This is a genomic window from Rhizobium sp. Leaf384, from assembly GCF_001424065.1.
Classification (GTDB): Bacteria; Pseudomonadota; Alphaproteobacteria; order Rhizobiales; family Rhizobiaceae; genus Ferranicluibacter.
In genome coordinates this window covers 333207-357806 of record NZ_LMQE01000006.1, presented here as the reverse complement: position 1 = coordinate 357806, position 24600 = coordinate 333207, and the positions used below count along the sequence as shown (strand labels likewise).

The 24600-nt window shown below is 63.8% G+C and carries 18 protein-coding genes; 9 read left to right on the top strand and 9 right to left on the bottom strand.

Annotated elements, in window-relative coordinates; genetic code table 11:
* The 5 genes from ASG25_RS15235 to ASG25_RS15215 form a co-directional block, all read right to left on the bottom strand.
* Positions 1-1413, bottom strand: coding sequence for an efflux transporter outer membrane subunit (locus ASG25_RS15235; RefSeq protein ID WP_062475442.1), 1413 nt, complete (start codon positions 1411-1413; stop codon positions 1-3).
* A gap of 423 nt (positions 1414-1836) precedes the next feature.
* The gene (locus ASG25_RS15230; protein ID WP_062475846.1) at positions 1837-3474 is read right to left on the bottom strand and encodes a cisplatin damage response ATP-dependent DNA ligase; all 1638 of its coding nucleotides are present in this window, start codon (positions 3472-3474) and stop codon (positions 1837-1839) included.
* Positions 3474-4484, bottom strand: coding sequence for a ligase-associated DNA damage response exonuclease (locus tag ASG25_RS15225; protein WP_062475439.1), 1011 nt, complete (start codon positions 4482-4484; stop codon positions 3474-3476). The genes ASG25_RS15230 and ASG25_RS15225 overlap by 1 nt, the downstream gene beginning before the upstream one ends.
* A gap of 75 nt (positions 4485-4559) precedes the next feature.
* Positions 4560-5507, bottom strand: a complete 948-nt coding sequence (locus ASG25_RS15220) for a nucleoside hydrolase (protein ID WP_062475435.1) — start codon at positions 5505-5507, stop codon at positions 4560-4562.
* A gap of 9 nt (positions 5508-5516) precedes the next feature.
* Positions 5517-6872: an FAD-binding oxidoreductase gene (locus ASG25_RS15215; RefSeq protein WP_244479418.1), complete on the bottom strand. Its 1356-nt coding sequence runs from the start codon at positions 6870-6872 to the stop codon at positions 5517-5519.
* A 183-nt stretch (positions 6873-7055) separates the two neighbouring features.
* Between ASG25_RS15215 and ASG25_RS15210 the strand changes: the two genes are divergently transcribed.
* The gene (locus tag ASG25_RS15210) at positions 7056-8327 is read left to right on the top strand and encodes a hypothetical protein (RefSeq protein WP_062475432.1); all 1272 of its coding nucleotides are present in this window, start codon (positions 7056-7058) and stop codon (positions 8325-8327) included.
* Between the two features lie 27 nt (positions 8328-8354).
* Here ASG25_RS15210 and lysS read toward each other — a convergent pair whose 3' ends face one another.
* The 4 genes from lysS to ASG25_RS15190 all read right to left on the bottom strand — a co-directional run bounded on the left by lysS (position 8355) and on the right by ASG25_RS15190 (position 13415).
* Entirely contained in the window at positions 8355-9845 is a 1491-nt protein-coding gene (gene lysS / locus ASG25_RS15205) for a lysine--tRNA ligase (RefSeq protein ID WP_062475430.1), read from the bottom strand.
* A gap of 193 nt (positions 9846-10038) precedes the next feature.
* Positions 10039-11499 (bottom strand): glutamate--tRNA ligase, encoded by a 1461-nt coding sequence (gene gltX / locus ASG25_RS15200; RefSeq protein ID WP_062475427.1) that lies wholly within the window; start codon positions 11497-11499, stop codon positions 10039-10041.
* Between the two features lie 249 nt (positions 11500-11748).
* Positions 11749-12528, bottom strand: coding sequence for a TerC family protein (locus tag ASG25_RS15195; RefSeq protein WP_062475424.1), 780 nt, complete (start codon positions 12526-12528; stop codon positions 11749-11751).
* A 149-nt stretch (positions 12529-12677) separates the two neighbouring features.
* Positions 12678-13415, bottom strand: coding sequence for a TetR/AcrR family transcriptional regulator (locus tag ASG25_RS15190; RefSeq protein WP_244479417.1), 738 nt, complete (start codon positions 13413-13415; stop codon positions 12678-12680).
* A 128-nt stretch (positions 13416-13543) separates the two neighbouring features.
* On the opposite strand from ASG25_RS15190, the gene ASG25_RS15185 reads away from it, so the two are divergent.
* From ASG25_RS15185 to ASG25_RS15150, 8 genes are all read left to right on the top strand, one after another.
* Positions 13544-14758 (top strand): HlyD family secretion protein, encoded by a 1215-nt coding sequence (locus ASG25_RS15185; RefSeq protein ID WP_062475421.1) that lies wholly within the window; start codon positions 13544-13546, stop codon positions 14756-14758.
* 252 nt (positions 14759-15010) lie between these two features.
* A complete protein-coding gene (locus ASG25_RS15180) occupies positions 15011-16543 on the top strand; it encodes a DHA2 family efflux MFS transporter permease subunit (protein ID WP_244475205.1) in 1533 nt (510 codons plus the stop codon).
* A 123-nt stretch (positions 16544-16666) separates the two neighbouring features.
* Positions 16667-17752, top strand: coding sequence for a LacI family DNA-binding transcriptional regulator (locus ASG25_RS15175; RefSeq protein WP_062475414.1), 1086 nt, complete (start codon positions 16667-16669; stop codon positions 17750-17752).
* 9 nt (positions 17753-17761) lie between these two features.
* Positions 17762-19213: a xylulokinase gene (xylB, locus tag ASG25_RS15170; RefSeq protein ID WP_062475412.1), complete on the top strand. Its 1452-nt coding sequence runs from the start codon at positions 17762-17764 to the stop codon at positions 19211-19213.
* A gap of 32 nt (positions 19214-19245) precedes the next feature.
* A complete protein-coding gene (xylA, locus tag ASG25_RS15165; protein ID WP_062475404.1) occupies positions 19246-20553 on the top strand; it encodes a xylose isomerase in 1308 nt (435 codons plus the stop codon).
* A 339-nt stretch (positions 20554-20892) separates the two neighbouring features.
* Entirely contained in the window at positions 20893-22422 is a 1530-nt protein-coding gene (locus ASG25_RS15160) for a sugar ABC transporter ATP-binding protein (RefSeq protein ID WP_062475401.1), read from the top strand.
* Between the two features lie 11 nt (positions 22423-22433).
* On the top strand, positions 22434-23438 hold the full coding sequence (locus tag ASG25_RS15155; RefSeq protein ID WP_062475398.1) for an ABC transporter permease: 1005 nt from the start codon (positions 22434-22436) through the stop codon (positions 23436-23438).
* A 64-nt stretch (positions 23439-23502) separates the two neighbouring features.
* Positions 23503-24459 (top strand): substrate-binding domain-containing protein, encoded by a 957-nt coding sequence (locus tag ASG25_RS15150; RefSeq protein ID WP_062475394.1) that lies wholly within the window; start codon positions 23503-23505, stop codon positions 24457-24459.
* Positions 24460-24600: the final 141 nt, after the last annotated feature.

The window sequence follows — 24600 nt, the reverse complement described above, 5'->3', positions numbered from 1 at the left end:
TTACTTCGTGGCGATTTCGATGCCCGAGCCGCCGCCGAGGGCAACGTTGAGGGCGACGTAATTGGCCGCGAGACTGCGAATGGCAGACGCGAGCTGGATGCGGCTATCAGACAGCGTACGTTCGGCGTCGAGGACGTCGAGCAGCGAGGTTGCGCCGCCGCGGTAGCTTTCACGTGCAAGGCCGAGCGCCTGTTCCGAGGATGCGACCACGCGGCGAAGGGCCGAGACGGTCTCATAGTTCTTGCGCAACGCGATCATCGCGTTCTCGACTTCCTCGATGCCGTTGAGCACGGTCTGCTTCCACGCGAGGTACTGTTCCTGCGCAGCGGAGCGCTGCGCTTCGACGTTGGCGCGCAGGCGGCCACCGTTAAAGATCGGAACGTCGAGCGTCGGGCCGAAGGACCAGCTCGTCAGGTTGCCGGTCACGGTGTTGCCGAACGTGCGGCCGGCATTGATCGAGCCGCTGAGCGAGAGGCTCGGATAGAGCTGCGCTTCGGCAACGCCGATATCTGCGGTCGCAGCGGCCAGCTGGCGCTCGGCGACGCGGATGTCGGGACGATTGCGCACGAGATCGGCGGGAACGCCGACCTTGGTGTTGAACTTCGGCCATGGCTGAGCCCGGCCGCGCATCAGATCAGCGGTCACCGAGGTCGCGGGAAGACCGAGCAGTGTGGCGATGTGGTTGGCAGCCTGATGGAAGCCGGTCTCGTAAGCCGGAAGTTCGGCAAGCGTCGAATTCACGAGACCTTCGGCCTGCACGACGTCGAGGCTCGATGCGGCGCCGGCGCTGCGGATATCGTTGGTCAGTTTCAATGTCTCGCGCCGCGAGGACAGGCTCAGCCGGGCGAGCGCCAGGGCTTCCTGATTGTAGCGGGCGTCGATGTAGGACGTCACGAGATCGGAGAGATAGGCGAGACGGGCCACATTGATGTTGTTGTACGCGGCGTCGAGCGAAGCGTTGGCGCTTTCGCGAGCACGTCGATACTGGCCGAAGAGATCAAGCAGCCAGGAGGCGCCAAGACCGCTGTCGAGCGACTTGGTTTCGGTGTGGTTGATGCCGGAGGTCTTGCGAAGATAGGAGCCGTCGGAGCCTTGCACGTTGCCGGAAGCGCTGCCGTTCAGCGCGGGGAGGGCGTCGGCGCTGGCGATCACGACGTTTGCACGCGCCTGCACGATGCGCTCGATCGACTGCTGAACGTCCAGGTTCTGGTTCATGCCCTGTGCGACGAGGCTGTCGAGCTTCTTGTCGCGAAAACTCTGCCACCAGGGGTTCAGGGTGACGTTCGCAGCAGGGGTGTCGGCCTTGGAAAACTTGGCGGGCAGGTTGTCAGCGGGCGTCTGGTAATCCGGACCCACCACGCAGCCGGACAGCAGGAGCATGCTCATGGGAAGGAGCGCTTGAGCAATCTTCATAAAGGTCCCCATCCGGCAGGTGATGCGCCGGTAACGAATGATTCACATCTGGTCTTTAGCATGTTCACCACCCGAAGCGAGGAAACAATCCCAAAGCTGAGGGCCTTCCGCATTATTGTGCGCCAGTGTTCCCCGCATGCCACGCTCGGCCGTCTTTTTGCGCACGCGCATCAACGGCACATCGTGCGGGCGTTTTGGCCAAATCTCTGATTTTAAAGACGAAAGAGCGCCTGTCTCATTCCGCGACACATGCCGAGACATCGTTATCCCAATTCCCCGTTCGGCCGTTGTCCTAAAGGCGGCGGCGGCCCTTCAGCCGGTTCTGGCCGGTCAGCGGCGTGTCGGACAGGGCTTTGCCTGCGGACCTTCGAGGCCCGCGGCAGCATCCCTGTCTGGGCGTCCTGGACGAGAATTGGGCGCCGGTCAGAGATCGTCGGTCGTCGGCGCGCTTGTGTCGATCATCGATACGAGGGTCTCCAGACGGTCGGCGTCACGCGGCAACTTATCGGTGCGCAGGCGGGAGATCCGCGGAAACCGCATGGCAACGCCCGATTTGTGGCGGGAGGAGAAAGCAATGCCTTCGAACGCCACCTCGACCACAAATCCCTGATCGGGTTCCGCCCGCACGGAGCGCACCGGGCCGAACCGCTCGATCGTATTGTTGCGAACGTAGCGGTCGAGCACTTCGAGTTCGGCATCGGTAAAGCCGAAATAGGCCTTGCCCACGGGGACGAGGAGGTCACCCTTGTCGCCGTGTGTCCAGACGCCGAAGGTGAAATCCGAATAATAGCTCGACCGCTTGCCGTGACCCCGCTGTGCGTACATTAGGACGGCGTCGATGTTGTAGGGCTCGCGCTTCCACTTGAACCAGGGGCCCTTCATTCGTCCCGGCGTGTAAGGCGAATCGCGACGCTTCAGCATGATCCCCTCGATCACGGGATCCGGCGGCGCGGTCCGCAACCGGTCGAGCTCCTCCCAGGACGAGAACGGGACGAGCGGAGACAGGTCAAAATGGAGCGGCGGTGTGGTGGCGATCAGTTTTGTAAGCGCCTCTCGTCTGACGTCGAAGGGCTCCGGGCGCATGTCGCGCGGTCCGTCGAACAGCAGGTCGTAACCGCGCAGGAAGGCGGGGTACTCTTCGATCGTCTTGCGCGTGACCGCCTTGCGGTTGAGGCGCTGCTGCAAGTCGGAAAAGCTGCGCGTCGCCTGGTTGGAGCGGAGCGTACCCCCGACCAAGAGCTCGCCGTCGATGACCCCCTCGAAATCGACCGCTTCAAGGATATCCGGAAAAGCGCCGGAGATATCGTCGCCGCTGCGGGAATAGAGCCGACGCGTGCCGGAGAGATTTGCAAGCTGGACGCGAATGCCGTCCCATTTCCATTCTGCCACGAAATCGGCGGGGTCGAGGTTGTCGAGATCCTTGTCGCCAACAGGGGTCGCCAGCATGACGGAGTGAAAGACCGCCGGCATGGTCAGTTCCGGGCGACCGGAATGACCGTCAAGCCAGGCGAACAGCTCGACATAAGGCGGCAGCAGGCCGTGCCAGAGGGTTTCGATCTCGGTGACATCGACCGCGCCCATCTCGCCCAGCGCCTGCTTGACGAGGCGCGACGAGACGCCGATGCGCATGGAGCCGGTGATGAGCTTCAGAAACGCGAAGCGGCTCGAGCCATCGAGGCGGTCGAGCAACGAGCGCACGAGACTGCGCACGTCCGCGCGCCCCACGGACTGCAGCTTTTCGACGATCGATCCGAGCGAGAGATCGCCAATTTCGGCCTCATCCGGCTCGCAGCCTTCCCAGACGAGCGAGATGGTCTCGGCAAGATCGCCCACGTAGTCATAGGAATACTGGAAAAGCACCGGGTCCATCCGCTCCAGCATCAGCTGCCGGAGCACGTTGGGCTTCACGACCGATAGCGTCAGCGTTCCCGCAAGCGCCGCAAGGGCGTGACCGCGATCCGGGTCGGGTGCCGTGCGGAAGTAGTCGGTCAGGAGCCGGATCTTCGCGTTGCGGGAGGGGGTGAGGACAAGACGGTCCAAGAGTTCGGCGAAATCCCGCATCATTCACCCTCGTCGTCATAGCCGACCAGGTGCAGCGGCCGGGCCTTGATGCCCTCCAGCTCGCACCAGCGGACCAGCGCTTCTTCACGCCCGTGGGTCACCCACACCTGCCCGGGGCGGATTTCACGAATGGTATCGGTGAGTTCCGCCCAATCGCAGTGGTCGGAGATGATGATCGGCAACTCGACCCCGCGCTGCTTGGCCCGCTGGCGCACGAGCATCCAGCCCGAAGCAAAGATCGGAATCGGGTCGGGAAAGCGTCGCGCCCATTTGTCGGCAAAGGCCGAAGGCGGCCCGATGACCACGGCACCGGCAAACGCCGGCTTTTCCTTTGCGGTCACGGTTGCCGGACGGAGTTCGCCGAGCGGGATACCCTTGGAGAGATAGTAGTCACAGAGCTTGACGAGCGCGCCATGGATATAGATCGGCTCATGGTAGCCCGCTTCGCGCAGCAGCATGATGACGCGCTGGGCTTTGCCGAGTGCGTAGGCGCCGACCAGATGGGCGCGTTCCGGAAACTGGCGCAGCGAGGTCAGCAATTTTCCGACCTCGTCGGCATCCGGTGGATGGTGGAAGACGGGCAGGCCGAACGTCGCCTCCGTGATGAAGACATCGCAGGGCACCGGCTCGAAGGGAAGACATGTCGGGTCGCGGCGACGCTTGTAGTCGCCGGAAACGACGATCTTCGTCCCGCCGCGGCTGACGGCGATTTGCGCAGAGCCGAGAACATGACCTGCCGGATGGAAGCTCACGGTCACATCGCCGATCGTCATCGTTTCCCGCAGCGCCGCTTCCTGCGGCTGGCGGCAGAAATCGGCGCCGTAGCGGATCGCCATGATCTCCAGTGTCTCCCGCGTCGCCAGCACCTCGCCGTGGCCGGATCGGGCGTGGTCTGCGTGACCATGGGTGATCAGAGCCTTGTCGACCGGATGCACCGGATCGATGTAAAAGCCGCCCGCTTCGCAGAACAGGCCCTTGGGCGTGGGGTAAAGCAGGGTTTCCGGTTTCATGATTCTGTAGATAGCCGCACCGGAGCCGGCCGCCAGAGAGGCGACCAGGATTCTTTGTGGTGCGGCGATCTCGGACTAGACGCGCGACAGCGTCTCGGTGATCAGCGCCATGACGGCGTCGGCATCGATATCCGTGCACACGGTCTGGCTCGGCAACCCGTCCCAGGGGCTTGGCGGGAAGGCGCGACCGTCGGCCTTCTGAATGGTCTGTCCATCCGCAATGCCGCCGCAGACGACGCGGATCGCACCGGTGCGCGTGGTGAAAAGCTCTGGCGCCACGACGTAGACGCAGGCGCAGCTGTCATGCACGACCATGCCGTCGTCCACGATGTGGGCGTAGAAATCGATGTAGAAGTCGGAGATGTCGGCCAGCAGCTTTGCCCGTGGACTGGCTGTCGCGATGCTGGCCAGGGCGGAGCGGGTCATGACCGTCTTCATCGTCACGTCGAGGCCGATCGCGATGACGGGCCAGGCAGCGCCCATCACGATGTCGGCGGCTTCAGGGTCGCCATGGATATTGGCTTCGGCCGCCGGCGTGATGTTGCCGGCGACATCAAAGGCGCCGCCCATGATGACGACCGCCTTGACCAGGGACACGATCCCGGGATCTTCCGCCAGCGCCCGGGCAAGATTGGTCATACGGCCGACAGCGACGAGCGTAACCTCGCCGGGATGAGCGCGCACCGTGTCGATGATGAAGCGGTGTGCAGGGCGCGCATCCGGCTCCCCGTCGACCGTATCCGGCACACCGATATTGCCGAGACCGTCATGGCCGTGGATCATCACGGGCCAGCCGGCGTGGGCGCGGGCGGGGTCGATCGTCTCGCCCACGCCCTTGGCGACCGGTGCTGGAATCTGCCAGGCCTTCTTCAGGAACAGAGCGTTGCGGGTCGTCGTCTCGATGGAGGCATTGCCGAAGATCGTGGTGATGCCCACGAGATCGATGTCAGGGTGCTGGTGCAGGAAAAGCAGCGCCATGGCGTCGTCCACGCCCGGATCGGTATCGAAGATGACTTTGTGCATGATGCTTCCTCAGGTCGTCTTGCCGCGCTGGAAGCGGCGGATGCTGAATGGTGCGAGCGTCGGCTGCTCGCCCTTGTCGAAGAGGTCCGCGACGAGCCGGCCGGTGGTGGCCGACAGCGTCAGGCCGAGATGGCCGTGGCCGAAGGCCAGTGCGATGCGCGGATCATCAGGGCTGAGGCCGATTACGGGCAGACTGTCGGGTGTCGAGGGGCGACGGCCCATCCATTCCGTGCCGCCGGTCTCCGGCAGAGACGGTACGTAGCGGCGCATCTTCGTGCGCATGGCTTTGGCGCGGGCGAAGTTTGCAGGCGCATCCGGCCTTGCCAGTTCCACGGCGCCGCCGACCCGCAGCGCGTTGTCGAACGGAGTGGCGCAGAAACCGTGCTCGGAGAAGAAGATCGGCATGGGCAGCGTCACCTTCGGATCGGCGAAGGTCGTGTTGTAGCCGCGTTCCGTTTCGAGAGGCACGCGCAACCCGAGGCCGCGCACGAGATCGCGCGACCAGACCCCTGCGGCGATCACAGCCTTGTCGAAGAGGTGCCGTGCGCCGGACGACGTGGTGAGCGTGATGCCATCCGAGCCCGGACGCAGCGTGGCGATGCCCGCCTCGACAAAGGTTGCCCGGGCGCGCAGTTGCGCCTGAAGGTCGCGCAGAAAGGTCTCCGGGTGGCGGAAGGTGTGGTAGCCGGCCGAGAAGATGCCGCCGGCAAGCGCGCCTTCGAGCGCGGGTATGCGCGCGCGCACCTCGGCAGGGCTCAGGCGCTCGATGGAAAAGCCGAGAAGCCTTGCCGTTTCGCTCTCATGCCGAAACGCTGCGTCGAGCGACGTCTGGGCGTCGAAGATCGTCATGGCGCCGGTGTGCTGCACGGGATCCACGAGGGCGGCCATGCCCGCCAGATCACGGTGATCGTCGAGCACCGTCCGCATCAGGCCGAGCAAGGCCGTGCGGGTGCGGGCGGCCTGTGCCGGGCGGGCCGAACGCAGGAAGGCGATCAGCCATGGCGTGAGAGCCGGAAGGTCGCTCCACCGCAGGGTCAGCGGACCCAGCGGATCGGCAAGCCAGCGTGGAGCGGACAAAAGCATGTCCGGCCGCGCGATCGGGTCGATTTCGGGAATGGCCATGATGCCGGCATTGCCGACCGAGGCGGGAAGTCCGGCGGCATCCTGCTCGAAGACCGTCACGTCGTGGCCCCGCGCGATCAGGTGGAGTGCCGTCGCACAACCGATGATGCCGCCGCCCACAATGCCGATCCGTGCCATGCCGTGCTGTCCGATGCTCTTGGATTTCGTTCGAGACCCCGGACGGGTCGCACTGCCGGTCCGGCAGACGTCCCTGTCCTTGTACTTGTCCTTGTCCACGGTCATGCGCCATCCGGCCCGTGTCAATCAAGGGGGAAGACAGGGCGGGCATGGTTTTTCGTGCGGCATCGCCGGGCAGCCGCGCGGGGCCGATTAAAGCTTCCTCAACCCCGTTCGTTTACGGTCCGGGCAGGATGTCTGCCGCTGGCAGACCGTTTGGAGCGCGGGATCGGGTATGGAGCGGCTGAGGTGAAAGGCATTTCCCTGAAAGTCCGGCTTTCCAAGAAGCGCCTTCTTGGCGCCGCAGCCTGTCTCGTGGTCATCGGCGGCGGCGCGGCCTATGTCCTGAAGAGCGGCCTCCTGTCGGATGCTGTCAACGAGGCGACGTCGTCCCAGCCCTCCGGTGTCGCCTGCACCACGACCGATTTCATCAAGCTCAATCGCGGCGGCCAGCGCTGGCTGCGCAAATATGTCCGGACGGACAGCGTTGACGGCATCGAGCGTGTGCGCACCGCGCTTCGCGTCGCCGGCGTGCTGGCAAAGGCGGAAAAGGCGGATCTCTATCAGGTCGTCGTGCTCGATCGTGCGGGTCCCGAGGGTCGGGCCAATCTTCGCGGCGCGGCCATCGGGGCCGAGGTGCTGTTTGCGCCGGACCCGACGAAGCTTCCGGACATGGCGCAGCCGTTTATCGCCCGCTACGTCGATGGCAGGGCCAACCCTGTCGGACTGTTCTATGGCGAGCGCAAAACGCTCTCCCCCGACGACATTCGGGCAGCCCTGACCGAAATGACCGACCGCACCGATTGCGAAACGCTGGTGGCCGATTCGGCAGCGCCCGTCGAAGGCGATACGGTCGGAGCGCATGGCAAGCCTGCCGCGCATGGCCAAAGTGCGGGCGAGAGTGCGGGCCAAGGTGCGGGCGAGGGTCACGGCGAACCGGTCGAGGGGCACGGCGCGGCAGCTGACGCTCATGGAGAGGCGGCGGAAGGTCACGAAGCGCCAGCTGCGTCCGGACATGATGCGCCGGATGGCGAGCACGCCGATGGGAAGCCCGCCGATGGGGAGCCCGCCGATGGAGAGCTCGCCGGGCAGCCGGAACCTCAGACACAGGGTGGATGGGTCTCCACCATCACGGCCTGGATCCCGGGCATGGGTGGTAAGGCCGAAGCGGTGCACGGCGCGCCCCAGGAAGCACCGGGCCAGGCTCAACCGGGCATGCTGTCCACCGTCCTGCAACTCATCCCGGGCATGGGTCCCGCCGCGACGGCAGACACGGCCGCAACATCCGACCATGGAACAGCTGACCATGAAACGCCCGAGCAGGCTGTGACCGTCCCGGAGACGGGGCACGAGGCAGCGCATACGGAAGCGGCGGCAGGCAGCCCCGGTGGAGAGGATGCAGCGCACGGGACGCCGGCAGCTTCACAGGATATGTCGAGCCCGACACCCCGAGGGCCTGACACGCAGGAAGCGGCTGGACCGCATGCCGTGACGCCGGAGGAAACCGGCGCCACGCATTGATGGCGACGATCGCCGAGACGGTGTGTCTCAGTCCGCCTTGCGGCGCGCCGGAAAGAGGATGACGTCGCGGATCGACGGCGCGTTGGTCAGCAGCATGACGAGACGATCGACGCCGATGCCGAGACCGCCTGCGGGCGGCATGCCCTGGTCGATCGCGTCCAGGAAGTCGTCGTCCAGCTGCTTTTCCTTCTCGCCGCGGGCATGGGCCTGCTCCAGCTGCTCCACCATGCGGCGGCGCTGCTCTTCGGGATCGTTGAGCTCGGAAAACGCGTTGCCGACTTCCCAGGCGTTGCAATAGGTCTCGAAACGTTCGACCAGGCGCGGCTCGCCGGGCACTTCCTTGGCAAAGGGCGAGATGTCCTTCGGGAAATGCGTGACATGGCTCGGCTGCACAAGCGTGCCTTCGACCTTCTCTTCAAAGATGAAGGCGAGGCATTCACCCCAGGTCCAATCCTTTTCGACCTCGAAGCCGGCTGCCTTGGCGGCGGCGCGCGCTTCCTCGTCCGTCTTGATGGCCAGGAAGTCGATGCCGGTCACGTCCTTCACCGCGTCCGGCATGGGAACGCGCTTGAACGGACCTGCAAATGACAGCGTCTTGTCGCCGAAGGTCACGTCGGTCGAGCCGTGGATCGCCATGGCCAGCGAGGAGAACAGGCGTTCCACGAGGTCCATGATGTCCTCGTAGTCGGCGTAGGCCCAGTAGCACTCCATCATGGTGAATTCCGGATTGTGCCGGGTGGAGACGCCTTCGTTGCGGAAGTTGCGGTTGATTTCGAAAACCTTGTCCGACAGGCCGGACACCAGCGTGCGCTTCAGGAACAGTTCCGGCGCGATGCGCAGGTACATGTCGAGCTTCAGCGTGTTGTGATGCGTCTTGAAGGGTTCGGCGGTGGCCCCGCCATAGACGGAATGCAGCATGGGGGTCTCGACCTCCATGAAGCCGTCTTCCTCCATGAAGCGGCGAATGCCGGAGATAATCCGGGCGCGCTGCTGGAAGCGGAGCTTGCTGTCCTCGTTCGTGAGAATGTCGAGATGCCGCTTGCGATAGCGCAGCTCGATGTCGGAGAGGCCGTGCCACTTCTCCGGCATGGGCAGGAGCGCCTTGGTGAGCATGGTGATCTCCTGCGCATTGATCGTCAGCTCGCCGCGCTTCGTGCGGCGCACGACGCCGGTAACGCCGATGATGTCGCCAATATCGACCATCGGCAGAAGCGCGCGCGCGTCCTCGGGGGTCGTGTCCTTGTGCGAGAAGATCTGGATCTTGCCGGAGGCATCGCGGATGTCCATGAACATGCCGGAATTGCGCGACGAGAAGACGCGACCGGCGACCGTGACCACATCCTCGGTCACGACGTCCGGCTCCAGCGCTTCATACATGTCCGCCAGGGCGCCGTTCGTGATCGTCCGGTGGAAATGCGCGGGGTAGACGTCGCCGATCTGCTCGCGCAGAAGCTTCAGCTTCTGGGCGCGGACCTCGGTGACATCGGAGGAAAGGGCGGTTTCGAGCTTTTCGGTCATGGTTGCCTGTCCTGTGGCGGCGCGGCCGCGCAATGATTTGATCTGCGGTGGTTCTGTTGGAGCGCGCCCTCACCTTGCTCCTCTTTCCGCTTGCGCGGCGAGGAGCATGCCCCACGGCAACCCAGAGGTCCTTAGCCCCGCGCGCGAGGAGAAGGTGCCGTCAGGCGGATGAGGGACGGCCACGCTTCAGGCCTTACTTCCCGGCGTTGGCCGCCATCGCCGCAACCACCTGTCCTGCAACTTTCAAGCGCTGCCGCACGACGGAGCGGCCGAGAATGGCCATGCTGTCGAACAGCGGCAGCGAGCGCGACGAGCCGGAGATGGCGATGAAGAGCGGCGCCAGCACCACCTTCAGCTTCTTGCCCATGCGGTCGGCGCTGGCGCGCAGTTCGGCTTCCACCGACTCCGCGTTCCATTCCACGATGGTTTCGAGGTCCGGCTGCACGGTCTTGAAGATGTCGACCAACTCCTCCGGCGGCGTCTTCACCTTGGCGAAGGACGACGCGTCGAGCCCGAGATCGGCCTTCAGCAAGAAGCCCGCGAGGTCGGGCAGGTCGCCGAGCTTGGAGATGCGCGACTGAGAAAGGCGCAGGCCCTCCTTGATCCGGTCGTTCTCCAAGGCCCAGGACAGCACGCGGCCAATGAATTCCTCTTCCGAAATTCCTTCGCGCAGCCAGCGGCCGTTCAGCCAGTCGAGCTTCTGGACGTCGAAGATCGCGCCGGCCTTCGACAGATTCTCCGGATCGAAATGCTCGGTCAGCTGCGCCATGGTCAGCATCTCCTCGCCTTCGGCGATCTGGATGAAGAACAGGCCGAGGAAGTTCATCAGCGCTTCCGGCAGGTAGCCGAGCGCGGAGTAGTAGGAAATGGATGTCGGGTTCTTGCGCTTGGAGAGCTTCGACTTGTCGGCATTGCGCATCAGCGAAAGATGCATGAACACCGGCGGCTCGAGGCCGAGATAGCGGTAGAGCAGAATATGCTTGGGAACCGAAGACAGCCATTCCTCGCCGCGCGCCACATGGGTGATGCGCATGAGATAGTCGTCCACCACGTTCGCCATGTGGTAGGTCGGCATGCCGTCTGCCTTCAGCAGAACCTGCATATCGACGGCATCCCACGGAATCTCCACGGGTCCGTAGACGCCGTCGACGAAGGCGCAGACACCTTCGGTCGGGATCTTCATGCGCACCACATGGGGCTCGCCGCCGTCCACGCGCCGCGTCACTTCCTCGGCGCTGAGATGCAGGCAAAGCCCGTCATATTTTGGCGGTTTGCCGGCAGCACGCTGCGCCTCCCGCATTTCGGCAAGACGTTCGGATGTGCAGAAACAGCGGAAACCGTGACCGGCGTCGACGATCTTCTCGACGTAGGGCTTGTAGATGTCCTTGCGGTCCGACTGGCGATAGGGGCCATAGGGTCCGCCGATATCGGGACCCTCCGCCCATTCGAGGCCGCACCACTTCAGGGCGTCGAGCACCTTGGCTTCAAATTCCGGGGTCGAGCGCGCGGCGTCGGTGTCCTCGATCCGCAGGATGAAGGTGCCGTTGTTCTTCTTGGCGAAGAGGTAGTTGAACAGCGCGATATAGGCCGTGCCGACATGCGGTTCGCCGGTGGGGGAGGGGGCGATGCGCACCCTGACTGGTGTGTCTGTCATGATCTCGGCCTGTTCACGTGCTGCGGGCGTTTCCAGGCAAGCGCCGCCGCACTGGCCCAGTCATTCGAGGGCGGAGACGCGCGACCGTGCGCCTCGTGGGGCGCGGCCGGGTCTTCAATCGCGGGCGTGAGACCATATTCCCCGCCGCGCGTCAAGGCGGCGGCCATGTCCGGCGGGCTTTCAAAGAGGCAAGGGCCCAACAGATTCTGCCGGGCCCTTGCCTTTAGATCGTCCACAGCATCCGGGCGATCAATGGTGCGTCGGCACCACGCCCGCCTTGGCTGCGCGTTCCCCCTCCCGCTTGCGACGCGAGAACATGTTGAGCGCCTCGACGCCGGCCGAGAACGCCATGGCGGCATAGATGTAGCCTTTGGGGACGTGGACGCCGAAGCCCTCGACGATCAGCGTGCCGCCGATCATCAGCAGGAAGGCGAGCGCCAGCATGACGATCGTCGGGTTCTTCTCGATGAAATTGGCGAGCGGCGTGGCAGCGAGCAGCATGACCGTCACGGCGGTGATGACGGCAATGAACATGATCGGCACGTGCGGCGTCATGCCGACGGCGGTGATGATGCTGTCGATCGAGAAGACGAGGTCGAGCACGAGGATCTGACCGATCGCCGCCCCGAAGGTCATCTTGACGACGTTTTTCCCGGCGCCGACAAGATCTTCCTTGTGGTCTTCCGTATCGACCGAATGGTGGATCTCCTTCGTGGCCTTCCAGACGAGGAAGATGCCGCCGGCGATCAGGATCAGGTCCTTGCCGGAGAAGCCCATGCCTGCGACCGTGAAGAGGTCGGAGTCGAGCTTGACGATCCAGGCGATGGCGAAGAGCAGGCCGAGGCGCATGATGAGCGCAAGGCCGATGCCGATCTTGCGGGCTTTGTCGCGATTTTCAGGCGGCAGCTTGTTCGTCAGAATGGAGATGAAGATCAGGTTGTCGATGCCGAGAACGACTTCCATGACAACAAGCGTGATCAGCGCGATCCAGGCGGCCGGGTCTTGCATGAGCAACAGCAGATCCTGCATCAGGGCGGGTCCTTCCTCGATAGGGTGGCCTCAGCGAGAGGCGCGTAGGGGCCTGCCCAAGGCAGGTGTCAGGGCCACCCATGTAACGAGATTTCGGCATGCGGCAAGTCGCCCGCGGCACGCGAACGCGGTCTCGCCATCACGTTACATCACTTTTTCGCGATATAAAATTTGAGGAACATTGCAATTGCGGACCGGACGGTCCGGTCGATCTCGTCGGCATCGGGAGGGACAGGCAGCCAGCCGAACAGCCGGCGCTTGAAAAGGCCCGGCATGCAGAGCTCGATAAACTGGCGCGCTGCGAGATCCGTATCCTCAATCTCGAGCAGTCCCTCTGCGATCTTGCTTTCCAGATAGGCGCGCAGGATCGAATAGCCGTTTTCCGGCGAAGCCGAAAAGAAGCGATGGCTGAGATCGGGCATGCGCTCGCTGACGTTGAGCACCATCTTCATGCCGCGAACGGTCGTGTCCGAGCACAGGTGGGTGACGAACGTTACGCCGAAGTCCCGGAGAACCGCATCGACGGGTCCATGGTTGGTCTGCATGACATGCTTCATGCTGGCCACGACCTTGGCACGCTCGCGCTCGATCATGGCCGCGAAAAGATCTTCCTTTCCGTCGAAGTAGACATAGATGGTGCCCTTGGACACACCGGCTTCCCGGGTGATGTCGTTCATGCTTGCGGCGTCGAAACCGACGGCCATGAAAATGCGCTTTGCTCCGTCGATGATCTGCTCGCGCTTGACCGGGTCCTCGCCTGCCGCGCGCCGTCCGTTGGTGCCTGCATCCGCGGAAGCAAGGTCGGCTTTCGCCTGCAACGTCGTCACGGCAGGCGCGTCGCCCTCCACGGGCGCCATCGAAGCGTCGGCTCGCTGCAGCGCAGGCATCGCATTCTCCCTTCATTAACTTTTCGAACCGAGCGGTTCGATTTCACTTGATATGCGCGATGGACTTGCCTATGTCAAATCGAACCGAACGGTTCAGTTCAATTATTTGGTTTTCAGGGACGTCGACCATGGCAGGCTCCAGCAAGACATCGGCAGCGCATGTGCGACCGGTCGATCAGGATTATGACACGGCAAAGGATGCACCGAAGGCGCGGAGCGATGAAGCCCCAGCCGCCGTTGCCCCGATTGCCGCACCTGCGCCGGATGCGCCGGAAAAGCAGCCGAAGCGGCGTCGGTTCGTCGTGCCGATTATCGGCCTTGCCGTGCTCGGGGCTGCCGGCTGGTTCGGCTATGAATATTGGACCAACGGCCGCTTCATGATCTCGACGGACGACGCCTATATCGAAGGCGACCTGACATCGATCGCGCCGAAGGTTTCCGGTTATGTGGAAACGGTGAACGTCGTCGCCAACCAGCGGGTCAAGGCGGGCGATCCCCTCGTTACGCTCGACAACGGCGACTACCGGATCGCCGCCGATCAGGCTCAGGCGCAGATCGATACGGAAAAACTGTCTCTTGCGCGGTTCGATGCGCAGATCGCCGGTGCCCAGGCGAGTCTGATGCAGGCCCGAGCGCAAAAGACCGCCTTGGAAGCGACCGTTCGCGGGGCCGAGATCACGCAGAAGCGTGCCAGTGACCTCCAGTCGAAGGCCGTGGGTTCGGTCGCTTCCCTCGACAGTGCCAATGTGGCGCTCGACCAGGCCCGCGCGAACGTGCTGGCCGCGGATGCGACCATCGCCGCCGCCGCCGCGAACGTCTCGGTGCTTCAGGCTCAGCGCGCCGAAGCCGAGAGCACGATCCGCTCTCTGGAACTGTCGCGCGACAAGGCCCAGCGCGACCTCGGATTTACGGTGCTGAAGGCCCCCTATGACGGGGTCGTTGGCAATCTCGCGGTTCAGGATGGCGACCTCGTTTCTGCCGGACAGCGTCTTGCCGCGCTCGTGCCGGTCAACAAGCTCTATATCGACGCGAACTTCAAGGAGACACAGATCGCCGGTCTGGTGCCGGGCTCGAAGGTCAAGGTGCATGTGGATGCCTATGACGACAAGCCGATCGAGGCGACCGTCCAGTCCATCGCGCCGGCCTCCGGATCGGTCTTTTCTCTGCTGCCGCCGGAGAACGCGACCGGCAATTTCACGAAGGTCATCCAGCGCGTGCCGGTGCGCATCGCCCTGCCGCAGGACGTGCTCGACAGCGGGCGCCTCCAGGCCGGCCTCAGTGTCGTCGTCGAGGTCGACACGCGCACGGCTCCGCAGACGACGGATACGGGCAGCCCGCGCTGACCTGTCTGTGCCCGCGGTGACACGCTGAGGCTTTCCACCTCCGGGCGACAGCTGCGCCGCCCGGAATGCTGTCTTTCTGACGATATCGGGCGCTCTGAAATCCGTTGGTGATTTCCGCGCCCGCACGGGAGCAAGCCCATGGCTGCGAGTGCAACTGCCACCGCCGGCGGACGGCCGGGTGCGATGACGGGCGGGTCGCCAGCCCGTCCCGGTGGGGCGGGGTCCGGTGCCAGGACGGGCGCGGAAGAGAAGATGGATCCGCGGCGGCTCATCGCTTTCTTTGCGATGGTCGTCGGCATGTTCATGTCGATCCTCGACATCCAGATCGTTTCCGCGTCGCTTGCCGAAATTCAGGCCGGCATTTCCGCCGGTTCCGACGAGATCGGCTGGGTCCAGACGGCCTATCTCATCGCCGAAGTGATCATGATTCCGCTATCAGGAACGCTGGCGCGCATCGTTTCCACGCGTGTGCTGTTTGCCTGCTCGGCTGCCGGCTTCACGATGGCCAGCGCCTTGGCGGCGACCGCAACCAATATCGACCAGATGATCATCTACCGCGCGCTGCAGGGGTTCATCGGCGGCGGCATGATTCCATCCGTCTTTGCGGCGGCCTTCACCATCTTCCCGCCGTCCAAGCGCAACATCGTCTCGCCCATCATCGGTCTTATCGCGACGCTGGCGCCCACCATCGGCCCGACGGTCGGCGGCTATCTCAGCCATGCGTTCTCCTGGCACTGGCTGTTTCTCGTCAACATTCCGCCCGGGATCGTGGTGGCCATCGTCACCTGGAACTACATCGATTTCGACAAGCCTGAGCTCAGCCTCGTCAAGAAGTTCGACTGGTGGGGGCTTCTCTCCATGGGGGTCTTTCTTGGCTGCCTGGAATACGTTCTGGAGGAGGGCAACACGAACGACTGGTTCAGCGATGGCCACATCGTGCTGGGAGCCGTTGCCTGCGTCGTCGCGGCCGTCGTGTTTTTCTACCGCGTGTTTACGGTCGATTTTCCGGTCGTGGATCTGCGCGCATTCACGAACCGAAACTTCGCCTTCGGTTCGCTCTTCTCGTTCATCATGGGGATCGGGCTCTACGGGCTGACCTACCTCTATCCGCTCTATCTCGGGCAGATTCGCCATTATGATTCGCTGATGATCGGCGAGACCATGTTCGTTTCCGGCGTTGCCATGTTCTGCACGGCGCCTGTCGCCGGCATTCTTTCGGGCAAGTTCGATCCGCGCGTGCTGATGGTGATCGGCTTTGCGTCGTTTTCGAGCGGCACCTACATCATGACGAACATCACGACGGACTGGGATTTCTACGAACTCCTGGTGCCGCAGATCCTGCGCGGCTTCGGCATGATGATGTGCATGGTGCCGATCAACAATGTGGCGCTCGGCACGCTGGCGCCCGACAGGATCCGCGGTGCGTCCGGCGTCTTCAACCTGACGCGAAATCTCGGCGGCGCCGTGGGTTTGGCCGCGATCAACACGATTCTCACGCGGCGGCAGGACGTGCACTACGCCCAGCTTTCCGAGCATGTGACGTGGAGCAACCCGGAGGCGATGTCTCAGCTGAACCAGATCGCCGGCAACTACAATGCCCACGGAATGGACGGCACGACCATCGCCATGAAGCAGCTGGCCGGCATCGTCCAGCGGCAGGCATCCATCCTGTCCTTTGCGGATATCTTCGTCTTGCTGACCTGCCTTTTCGGCGCGCTCATCTTCTGCGTCCTCGTGATCCAGAAGCCGAAGCCGGTGGCGCCAAGTGCTGGCGGCGGCCACTGAACGCTCCGTCTTTGCCCTGATCGACGCCGCCGCAAGGCGGCGTTTTTCGCTTTCGCGAGCCGACACCGAATTTCTGATTTACGTACATCAAGATTTCCTCTAGATCTCGTATCCGGAGGAAACATGCGACCGACCGTTCACGATATCGCTGCAGAAGCGGGCGTCAGCCTTGCGACGGTTGATCGGGTTCTCAACCGCCGGCCGGGCGTCAAGGATGCGACGCGGCTGCGGGTCGAGGCGGCCATCGCGGCGATCGGGTTCGTTCGCGACATGGCCGCTGCAAACCTCGCCAAGAGCCGGGTCTATCCCTTCACCTTCATTCTTCCGGCGGGCGACAACTCGTTCATGCGCGGTCTCGAGCGGCATGTGCGCGAGGCCATGGCGCGGCCCGCAGCCGATCGCGTCGCGATCTCTCTCGTCATCGTCCCGCCGTTCGACGGTGCCGCCGTTGCCCGTGCGCTCGACGCAGCCAAGGTGCAGGACCCTGCGGGTATCGCCGTCGTGGCTGTGGATGCGCCCGAAGTCATGGACGCCGCGTTGCGCGTGCAGGCCTCCGGCATTCCGCTGGTGACGCTGGTGTCCGATCTCGGAGCGTCCTGTCGCGATCATTTCGCCGGAATCGACAACCATGCTGCAGGGCGCACCGCCGGCAGCCTGATGCGACGCTTCGTCGGCCGCGTGCCCTCTGCGACAGAGACGATCGCAGTGCTGGCCGGCTCCATGCTGGTCCGCGACCATCGGGACAGGCTCGAGGGCTTCAGGTCCGCACTGTCGGAAACCTGCACACTGCTGCCTGTGCTCGAGGGTCAGGACGATCCCGCGGCGACCGAACGCCTGATCGCAGATCTCTTGGCCCGGCATCCCGATGTCGCCGGGATCTACAGTCTCGGCGCGGGAAATCGGGGTCTCATCGCGGCGCTTCAGCGGCATTCGGGACCGCGACCTCGCGCTGTCATCGCCCACGAACTGACGCCGCACACGCGCGCCGCCCTCGAAGCCGATCTCATCGATGCCGTGCTCAACCAGGATGCCGGCCATGAGGTGCGCAGCGCGATCCGCGTTCTCAAGGCCAAGGCGGATGGCATTCCTGCCGTCGAAGCGCAGGAACGCATCCGTATCGATATCTTTCTCAAGGACAACCTCCCTTTCCCGGACGAGGCGGACGGCAAGGTGCTTCGCCCCTCGGGGTCGGGAAGCGGCGAAAACTAGGAGCATTTCATGTATCTCGGCATCGATCTCGGCACATCCGGCGTCAAGGCGCTGCTCATCGACGGCGATCAGCGCATCGTCGGTTCGGCGACAGGTGCCTGCGATGTGCTGCGCCCCCATCCCGGCTGGTCCGAGCAGGACCCGGCCGACTGGATCCGGGCCACGCAGGAGGCGATTTCCGGGCTGAAGGCGTCGCATCCTGCAGAGCTTGCGGCCGTGCGCGGAATCGGCCTCTCCGGTCATATGCACGGCGCAACGCTGCTCGACGATCGCGACAGCGTGTTGCGACCCTGCATCCTGTGGAACGATACGCGGTCCCATGCGGAAGCGGCGGCGCTCGATGCCGATCCGCAGTTCCGCGCCATCACCGGCAACATCGTCTTTCCCGGTTTCACCGCGCCGAAGCTTGTCTGGGTTGCCAAGCATGAACCGGAAGTCTTTGCCAAGGTGCGCTGGGTGCTGCTGCCCAAGGACTATCTGCGCCTGTGGCTGACCGGCGAGCATATGTCCGAAATGTCGGACTCCGCCGGTACGTCCTGGCTCGATACGGGCAAGCGCGCGTGGTCGGAAAGTCTGCTGGCGGCGACCGGTCTCAGCGAGCGGCAGATGCCGTCGCTGGTCGAGGGCACGGCGCCTGCCGGCACGCTCAAGTCCGAACTCGCGTCCAGCTGGGGCATGGGTGCCGGGGTCGTGGTGGCCGGCGGTGCCGGCGACAACGCGGCGTCCGCCTGCGGCATGGGCACGATCGGCGAAGGTCAGGCCTTCGTCTCGCTTGGCACGTCGGGCGTGCTGTTTGCGGCCAATGGGCGCTATCTGCCCAATCCGGAGAGCGCGGTCCACGCCTTCTGCCATGCGCTGCCGGATACGTGGCACCAGATGGGCGTCATCCTGTCGGCCACCGACGCGCTCAACTGGCATGCGGGCGTTACCGGCCGCAGCGCCTCGGACCTGACGGGGGAACTGGGTGACACGCTGCAGGCTCCGACGGGCGTCACCTTCCTTCCCTATCTCTCGGGCGAGCGTACGCCCCACAACGACGCGACCATCCGCGGCGCCTTCATCGGTCTTGGCCACGAAAGCAGTCGGGCCGTCTTGACCCAGGCGGTGCTGGAGGGCGTATCCTTTGCCATCCGCGACAGCCTTGAGGCTCTGAAAAGCGCAGGCACGCAGCTGCATCGGGTGACGGCGATCGGCGGCGGCTCACGGTCGGCCATCTGGCTTTCCTCGATCGCGACGGCTCTCGGCCTGCCGGTCGATGTGCCTGCCGATGGCGATTTCGGCGCAGCCTTCGGGGCAGCCCGTCTCGGTCTGGTCGCAGCCACAGGTGCCGATCCTCTTTCCGTCTTCACGCCGCCGAAGACCGCCCGGACGATCGAGCCCGTCGCCGCGCTCCGCGAAGCTTACGAAGATGCCTATCAGCGCTACGGCCGGCTCTATCCCGCCATCCGCGCCGCCTACTGATCCCCCTGACATCGACACATGGAGAAGACATCATGAGCACAGGTTATTTCAAGGATATTCAGAAGATCCGCTTCGAAGGGCCTGACAGCGCCAACCCGCTGGCCTTCCGCCACTATGATCCGAACGAAATGGTCATGGGCAAGCGGATGGAGGACCACCTGCGTTTCGCCGTTGCCTACTGGCATACCTTCGTCTGGCCGGGTGGTGATCCCTTCGGCGGGCAGACCTTCGAACGTCCCTGGTTCGAGGACAGCATGAAGGCCGCCAAGCTCAAGGCCGACGTCGCGTTCGAATTCTTCGATCTGCTGGGTGTTCCCTATTATTGCTTCCACGATGCCGACGTTCGTCCGGAGGGCAAGACCTTCGCGGAAAACACCAGGAACCTGAACGAGATCGTTGATTACTTTGCCGGCAAACAGCAGGAAACCGGCGTCAAGCTTCTCTGGGGCACGGCCAACCTCTTCTCGCATCGCCGCTACATGTCGGGTGCGGCCACCAATCCGGATCCGGACGTGTTTGCCTTTGCCGCCGCGACGGTAAAGACGTGCATGGACGCCACCGTCAAGCTCGGCGGAGAGAACTATGTCCTCTGGGGCGGTCGCGAAGGCTATGAGACGCTTCTCAATACCAACCTGAAGCAGGAACTCGACCAGCTGGGACGTTTCGTCAACATGGTGGTGGAGTACAAGCACAAGATCGGCTTCAAGGGGGCGATCCTGATCGAGCCGAAGCCGCAGGAGCCGACCAAGCACCAGTACGACTACGATGTCGCGACCGTCTACGGCTTCCTGAAATCCTACGGCCTGGAGAACGAGGTCAAGCTGAACATCGAGCAGGGCCACGCCATTCTCGCTGGCCACTCCTTCGAGCACGAGCTTGCGCTGGCCAACGCGCTCGGCCTGTTCGGCTCGATCGACATGAACCGCAACGACTACCAGTCCGGATGGGATACCGATCAGTTCCCCAACAACGTGCCGGAAATGGCGCTGGCCTACTATCAGGTTCTGGCAGGCGGCGGCTTCACCACGGGCGGCACCAACTTCGACGCCAAGCTGCGTCGTCAGTCGCTCGATGCGGAAGACCTGCTCATCGGTCATATCGGCGGGATGGATTGCTGTGCGCGTGGTCTGAAGGCCGCGGCCAAGATGATCGAGGACAAGGCGCTGTCCGGTCCGCTCGACGAGCGCTATGCCGGGTGGAGCACGGAAGAGGGGCGCAAGCGTCTGACATCCATGTCGCTCGAAGATCTCGCAGCCCACGTGGAAGCAACCGATCTCAATCCGCAGCCGCGCTCGGGTCGGCAGGAATATCTGGAGAACGTCGTCAACCGCTACGTCTGAGGCGTATCCGGCACGACGCATGCTGTCCGGCATCGGCGCGTTCGCGAAAGCGGGCGCGCCAATGCCTTTTTTGCGGATACGCATCGCGTACGCAGGTAAATTGTACTTTAACAAGATCTTAGGAACATCGAACACCTCTTCGTGATTGTGTCGACAAAGCTGCTTTACGTACCTCAAAATTTACGCTAGCTTCGATTTCGGAGGAGATTTCAGCGTGATTTCGACAGCACCTTTCGGCGTCTGCGGGGGAGATCCGTCTGTACGCCCAAATGCCTATTTGCGCTTGCACAGCTGCTGTCGTTGCACGGCGGCGCGCACCTTGTTGATGCGGAGCGCTGCATGAGCACTGTTGCCCCGTCGGCGTCACCCGTCCTGCAGACGAGCGGATTGTCCAAGACGTTCGGGATCGTCGAAGTCCTGAAAGGCATCGATCTTTCGATCGAGGCGGGCAAGGTTCATGCGATCATCGGCGAGAACGGCGCCGGCAAGTCGACGCTGATGAAGCTGATTGCCGGCAATCTTCCGCCGACACGCGGACAGATCCTGATCGACGGTCAACCGGTCGCGCTGGCCGGGCCCGTCGATGCGGAAAGCCGCGGCATCGTGCTGGTACACCAGGAAATCCTGCTCGCGCCCGATCTGACCGTCGCCCAGAACATTTATCTCGGCCGTGAGGTCGTCCGGGGACTGACGCTGGACGACAAGGCCATGAACGAGGGCGCGCGCGAGGCGGTTCGCGCGCTGGGCGCCAATATCGATCCGCGCACGATCGTTTCCCGGTTGTCGATCGCCCAGCGGCAACTTGTGCAGATTGCCCGTGTGCTGCTGGTTCCGCATCGCGTCGTCATCTTCGATGAGCCGACCGCGTCCCTCACGCCGCACGAGACAGCGGCGCTGCTGCAGGTGATCCGGCACATCCGTGCCCGTGGCGTGGCGGTTCTCTATATCTCGCACCGCTTGCCGGAGGTGAAGGACATCGCTGACACGGTCACCGTGCTGCGCGACGGCCGGACGGTCGCGACGCACGCGGCTTCCACGCTTCAGCCTGCCGACATGGCGCGGCTCATGGTCGGCCGCGATGTCGCCAAGCTCTATCCCGACCGTGTGTCGGTGGCATCCCGGGAAACGGTGCTCGAGGTGTCCGGTTTGTCCGTGCCCGGCTATGCCGCGGACGCGACGTTCAAGCTGGGCAAGGGCGAGATCCTGGGTTTTGCCGGTCTCGTCGGGGCAGGGCGCACGGAGCTGATGGAGGGGATGGTCGGACTTCGTCCTGCGCATGGCACGATCATGCTGCACGGCCGCCCGGTTCATTTTCGCGACGTGCATGCGAGTCTCAAGGCCGGCATCGTCTATCTCTCGGAAGATCGCAAGGGCAAGGGCCTGCTGCTCGCCAAGGATCTGCGGGTCAATCTGACGCTCGCCTCGCTCGGACGCTTCGTGCGCGGCCTGCAGGTCGATCGCAGGAAGGAAGATGCCGCGCTCGATACGGCGATCCGGGATTTCGACATTCGCACCGGGCGCAAGGATCTGCTCGCCGGCCAGCTTTCCGGCGGCAACCAGCAGAAGCTGCTGATTGCCAAGATGATGATGCTGGATCCGCAGATTGTCATCATCGACGAGCCGACACGCGGGATCGATATCGGGACGAAGGAGCAGATCTATGCCTTCATCGCGCGTCTGGCCGAAGAGGGCCGGTCGATCATCGTGGTTTCCTCGGAGATGCCGGAACTGATCGGCATCTGCGACAGGATCGTCGTGATGCGATCGGGGCGCATCGTCGGCGAAGTCGCCGGCGAGACGATGACGGAAGACGATATTGTCGTGCTGGCCACGGGTGTATCCGGGGGCGTTTCTGGGGAGGCCGCGTGACGCGGGGGACAATGACCAATATCACGGCAGACGGCGCAAAGCCGGCGCGATCCATTCGCAACATCGATCTCGGGGCTGTCGCACCCTTCATCGCCCTGGCGCTTCTTCTGGTGCTCGGTGCCTTTGCGCATCCGAATTTCCTCAGTATCGACAACCTTACCAACGTGCTTGCGCGCAGCGCCTTCATCGCGGTCATCGCGGTCGGGGCGACGTTCGTCATATCCTCGGGCGGGCTGGATCTGTCCGTCGGCGCCATGGTCGCCTTCGTTGCGAGCGTTATGATCCTGTTTCTCAACAGCGGCGCGGCAGGCGATCCGACGATGACCCTGCTTGCCGGCGTGGGGATTGCGGTGCTCGTGGGTGCGGCCTGCGGGCTTGCCAACGGACTGGTGACCACGGTCGGGCGCATCGAGCCCTTCATCGCAACGCTCGGAGCGATGGGCATCTATCGCGGACTGACGACCTGGCTTTCCCAGGGCGGCGCCATCACGCTACGTGATCCCGCCGTACAGTCGCTCTATCGTCCGGCCTATTTCGGCACCATCCTCGGCGTGCCCGTTCCCATCGTCGTGATCTTCGTCACGGCGGCCATCGGCGCGTTCGTGCTTTATCGCACGCGCTACGGCCGGCACGTGGTGGCCGTCGGCTCCAACGAGGACGTCGCGCGCTATTCCGGCATCAAGGTCAACCGCGTCCGCACCATCGCCTACATCATTCAGGGCCTCTGCGTCGCGATCGCGGTACTCATCTACGTGCCCCGGCTCGGCTCGACGTCGGCCACCACCGGCATTCTCTGGGAACTGCAGGCAATCACGGCCGTGGTTGTCGGCGGCACGGCGTTGCGGGGCGGCGTCGGGCGGATCTGGGGAACGATCTGCGGCGCGTTCATCCTGGAGATCGTCGGCAACATCATGCTTCTGTCGAACGTCGTCAGCGAATACCTGCTGAGCGCGATCCAGGGTGCCATCATCATCATCGCCATGCTGGTCCAGAGGTTCCTGATCCGCCGGCCATAAAGATAAGGGTTCGCGGGCGCCCGGGCCAATGCCCAGAAGCCCGCATCATAGGGAGGAGAACACCATGAAGAAACGTATACTGGGACTGGCTTTCGTAATGGCGCTGGCAGGCACGGCCCTGTCCGGAGGAGCGTTCGCACAGGAAACGAAGACGATCGGCGTTTCGATTCCGGCCGCCGATCACGGCTGGACCTCCGGCGTGGTCTTTCATGCCGAGCGGGTCGCCAAGCTGCTGATGGCCGAGCATCCCGGCCTCAACGTCATCGTCAAGACCTCGCCGGACGCGGCCAACCAGGCCAATGCGGTGCAGGACCTGAACACGCAGGGGATCGACGCGCTCGTCATCCTGCCGTCCGATCCGGATCCGCTGGTCAACGCCATCAAGGAGGTCAAGGACAAGGGCAAGTTCGTCACCATCGTCGACCGCGCACCGAGCGTCAACGACGACACGATCCGTGATCTCTACGTGGCGGGCAACAACCCGGCTCTCGGCGAAGTCGCCGGCAAGTACATCGCGGGCAAGACGCCCGACGCCCAGGTCGTCGTTATCCGGGGTCTGCCCATCCCGATCGACCAGCAGCGCCAGGACGGCTTCGACAAGGGCATTGCCGGCTCCAACGTCAAGGTGCTCGACCGCCAGTTCGGCAACTGGAACCGCGACGATGCGTTCAAGGTCATGCAGGACTTCCTGACCAAGTACCAGAAGATCGACGTGGTCTGGTGCCAGGACGACGACATGGCTGTCGGCGTGCTGCAGGCTATCGAACAGTCCGGCCGCAAGGACATCCAGTATGTCGTCGCCGGTGCCGGCTCCAAGGACATGATCAAGAAGGTGATGGACGGCGACACGATGATCCCGGTCGATGTTCTCTATCCGCCGGCGATGGTCGGGACGGCCATGGAACTGACGGCGTCCGCGCTCTACGACCAGGTTCCGGTCAGCGGCACCTATACGCTGGATGCAACGCTCGTGACCAAGGAAAATGCCGAGAAGTTCTACTTCCCGGACTCCCCGTTCTGATCACCGACATCGAGCCGCCTGCGAGACCCGCAGGCGGCTTTTTCATGCGCGGACCGGACAGGTGCGAAGTCCTGCCGCTGGCGGAACGGGTTGCGCCCTCATGTCAGGATGGTACCGTAGAGACGTGCTGCAACGTTACAG

What these genes read in the sequence shown, in the direction of transcription:
- ASG25_RS15195 (WP_062475424.1), bottom strand. Translation starts at nt 12,528, where the DNA reads ATGCAGGATCTGCTGTTGCTCATGCAAGACCCGGCCGCCTGGATCGCG.
- ASG25_RS15215 (WP_244479418.1), bottom strand. Translation starts at nt 6,872, where the DNA reads ATGACCGTGGACAAGGACAAGTACAAGGACAGGGACGTCTGCCGGACC.
- ASG25_RS15150 (WP_062475394.1), top strand. Translation starts at nt 23,503, where the DNA reads ATGAAGAAACGTATACTGGGACTGGCTTTCGTAATGGCGCTGGCAGGC.
- ASG25_RS15230 (WP_062475846.1), bottom strand. Translation starts at nt 3,474, where the DNA reads ATGCGGGATTTCGCCGAACTCTTGGACCGTCTTGTCCTCACCCCCTCC.
- ASG25_RS15175 (WP_062475414.1), top strand. Translation starts at nt 16,667, where the DNA reads ATGCGACCGACCGTTCACGATATCGCTGCAGAAGCGGGCGTCAGCCTT.
- ASG25_RS15220 (WP_062475435.1), bottom strand. Translation starts at nt 5,507, where the DNA reads ATGCACAAAGTCATCTTCGATACCGATCCGGGCGTGGACGACGCCATG.
- gltX (WP_062475427.1), bottom strand. Translation starts at nt 11,499, where the DNA reads ATGACAGACACACCAGTCAGGGTGCGCATCGCCCCCTCCCCCACCGGC.
- ASG25_RS15225 (WP_062475439.1), bottom strand. Translation starts at nt 4,484, where the DNA reads ATGAAACCGGAAACCCTGCTTTACCCCACGCCCAAGGGCCTGTTCTGC.
- ASG25_RS15185 (WP_062475421.1), top strand. Translation starts at nt 13,544, where the DNA reads ATGGCAGGCTCCAGCAAGACATCGGCAGCGCATGTGCGACCGGTCGAT.
- xylA (WP_062475404.1), top strand. Translation starts at nt 19,246, where the DNA reads ATGAGCACAGGTTATTTCAAGGATATTCAGAAGATCCGCTTCGAAGGG.
- xylB (WP_062475412.1), top strand. Translation starts at nt 17,762, where the DNA reads ATGTATCTCGGCATCGATCTCGGCACATCCGGCGTCAAGGCGCTGCTC.
- ASG25_RS15180 (WP_244475205.1), top strand. Translation starts at nt 15,011, where the DNA reads ATGGATCCGCGGCGGCTCATCGCTTTCTTTGCGATGGTCGTCGGCATG.
- ASG25_RS15190 (WP_244479417.1), bottom strand. Translation starts at nt 13,415, where the DNA reads ATGCCTGCGCTGCAGCGAGCCGACGCTTCGATGGCGCCCGTGGAGGGC.
- lysS (WP_062475430.1), bottom strand. Translation starts at nt 9,845, where the DNA reads ATGACCGAAAAGCTCGAAACCGCCCTTTCCTCCGATGTCACCGAGGTC.
- ASG25_RS15160 (WP_062475401.1), top strand. Translation starts at nt 20,893, where the DNA reads ATGAGCACTGTTGCCCCGTCGGCGTCACCCGTCCTGCAGACGAGCGGA.
- ASG25_RS15235 (WP_062475442.1), bottom strand. Translation starts at nt 1,413, where the DNA reads ATGAAGATTGCTCAAGCGCTCCTTCCCATGAGCATGCTCCTGCTGTCC.
- ASG25_RS15155 (WP_062475398.1), top strand. Translation starts at nt 22,434, where the DNA reads ATGACCAATATCACGGCAGACGGCGCAAAGCCGGCGCGATCCATTCGC.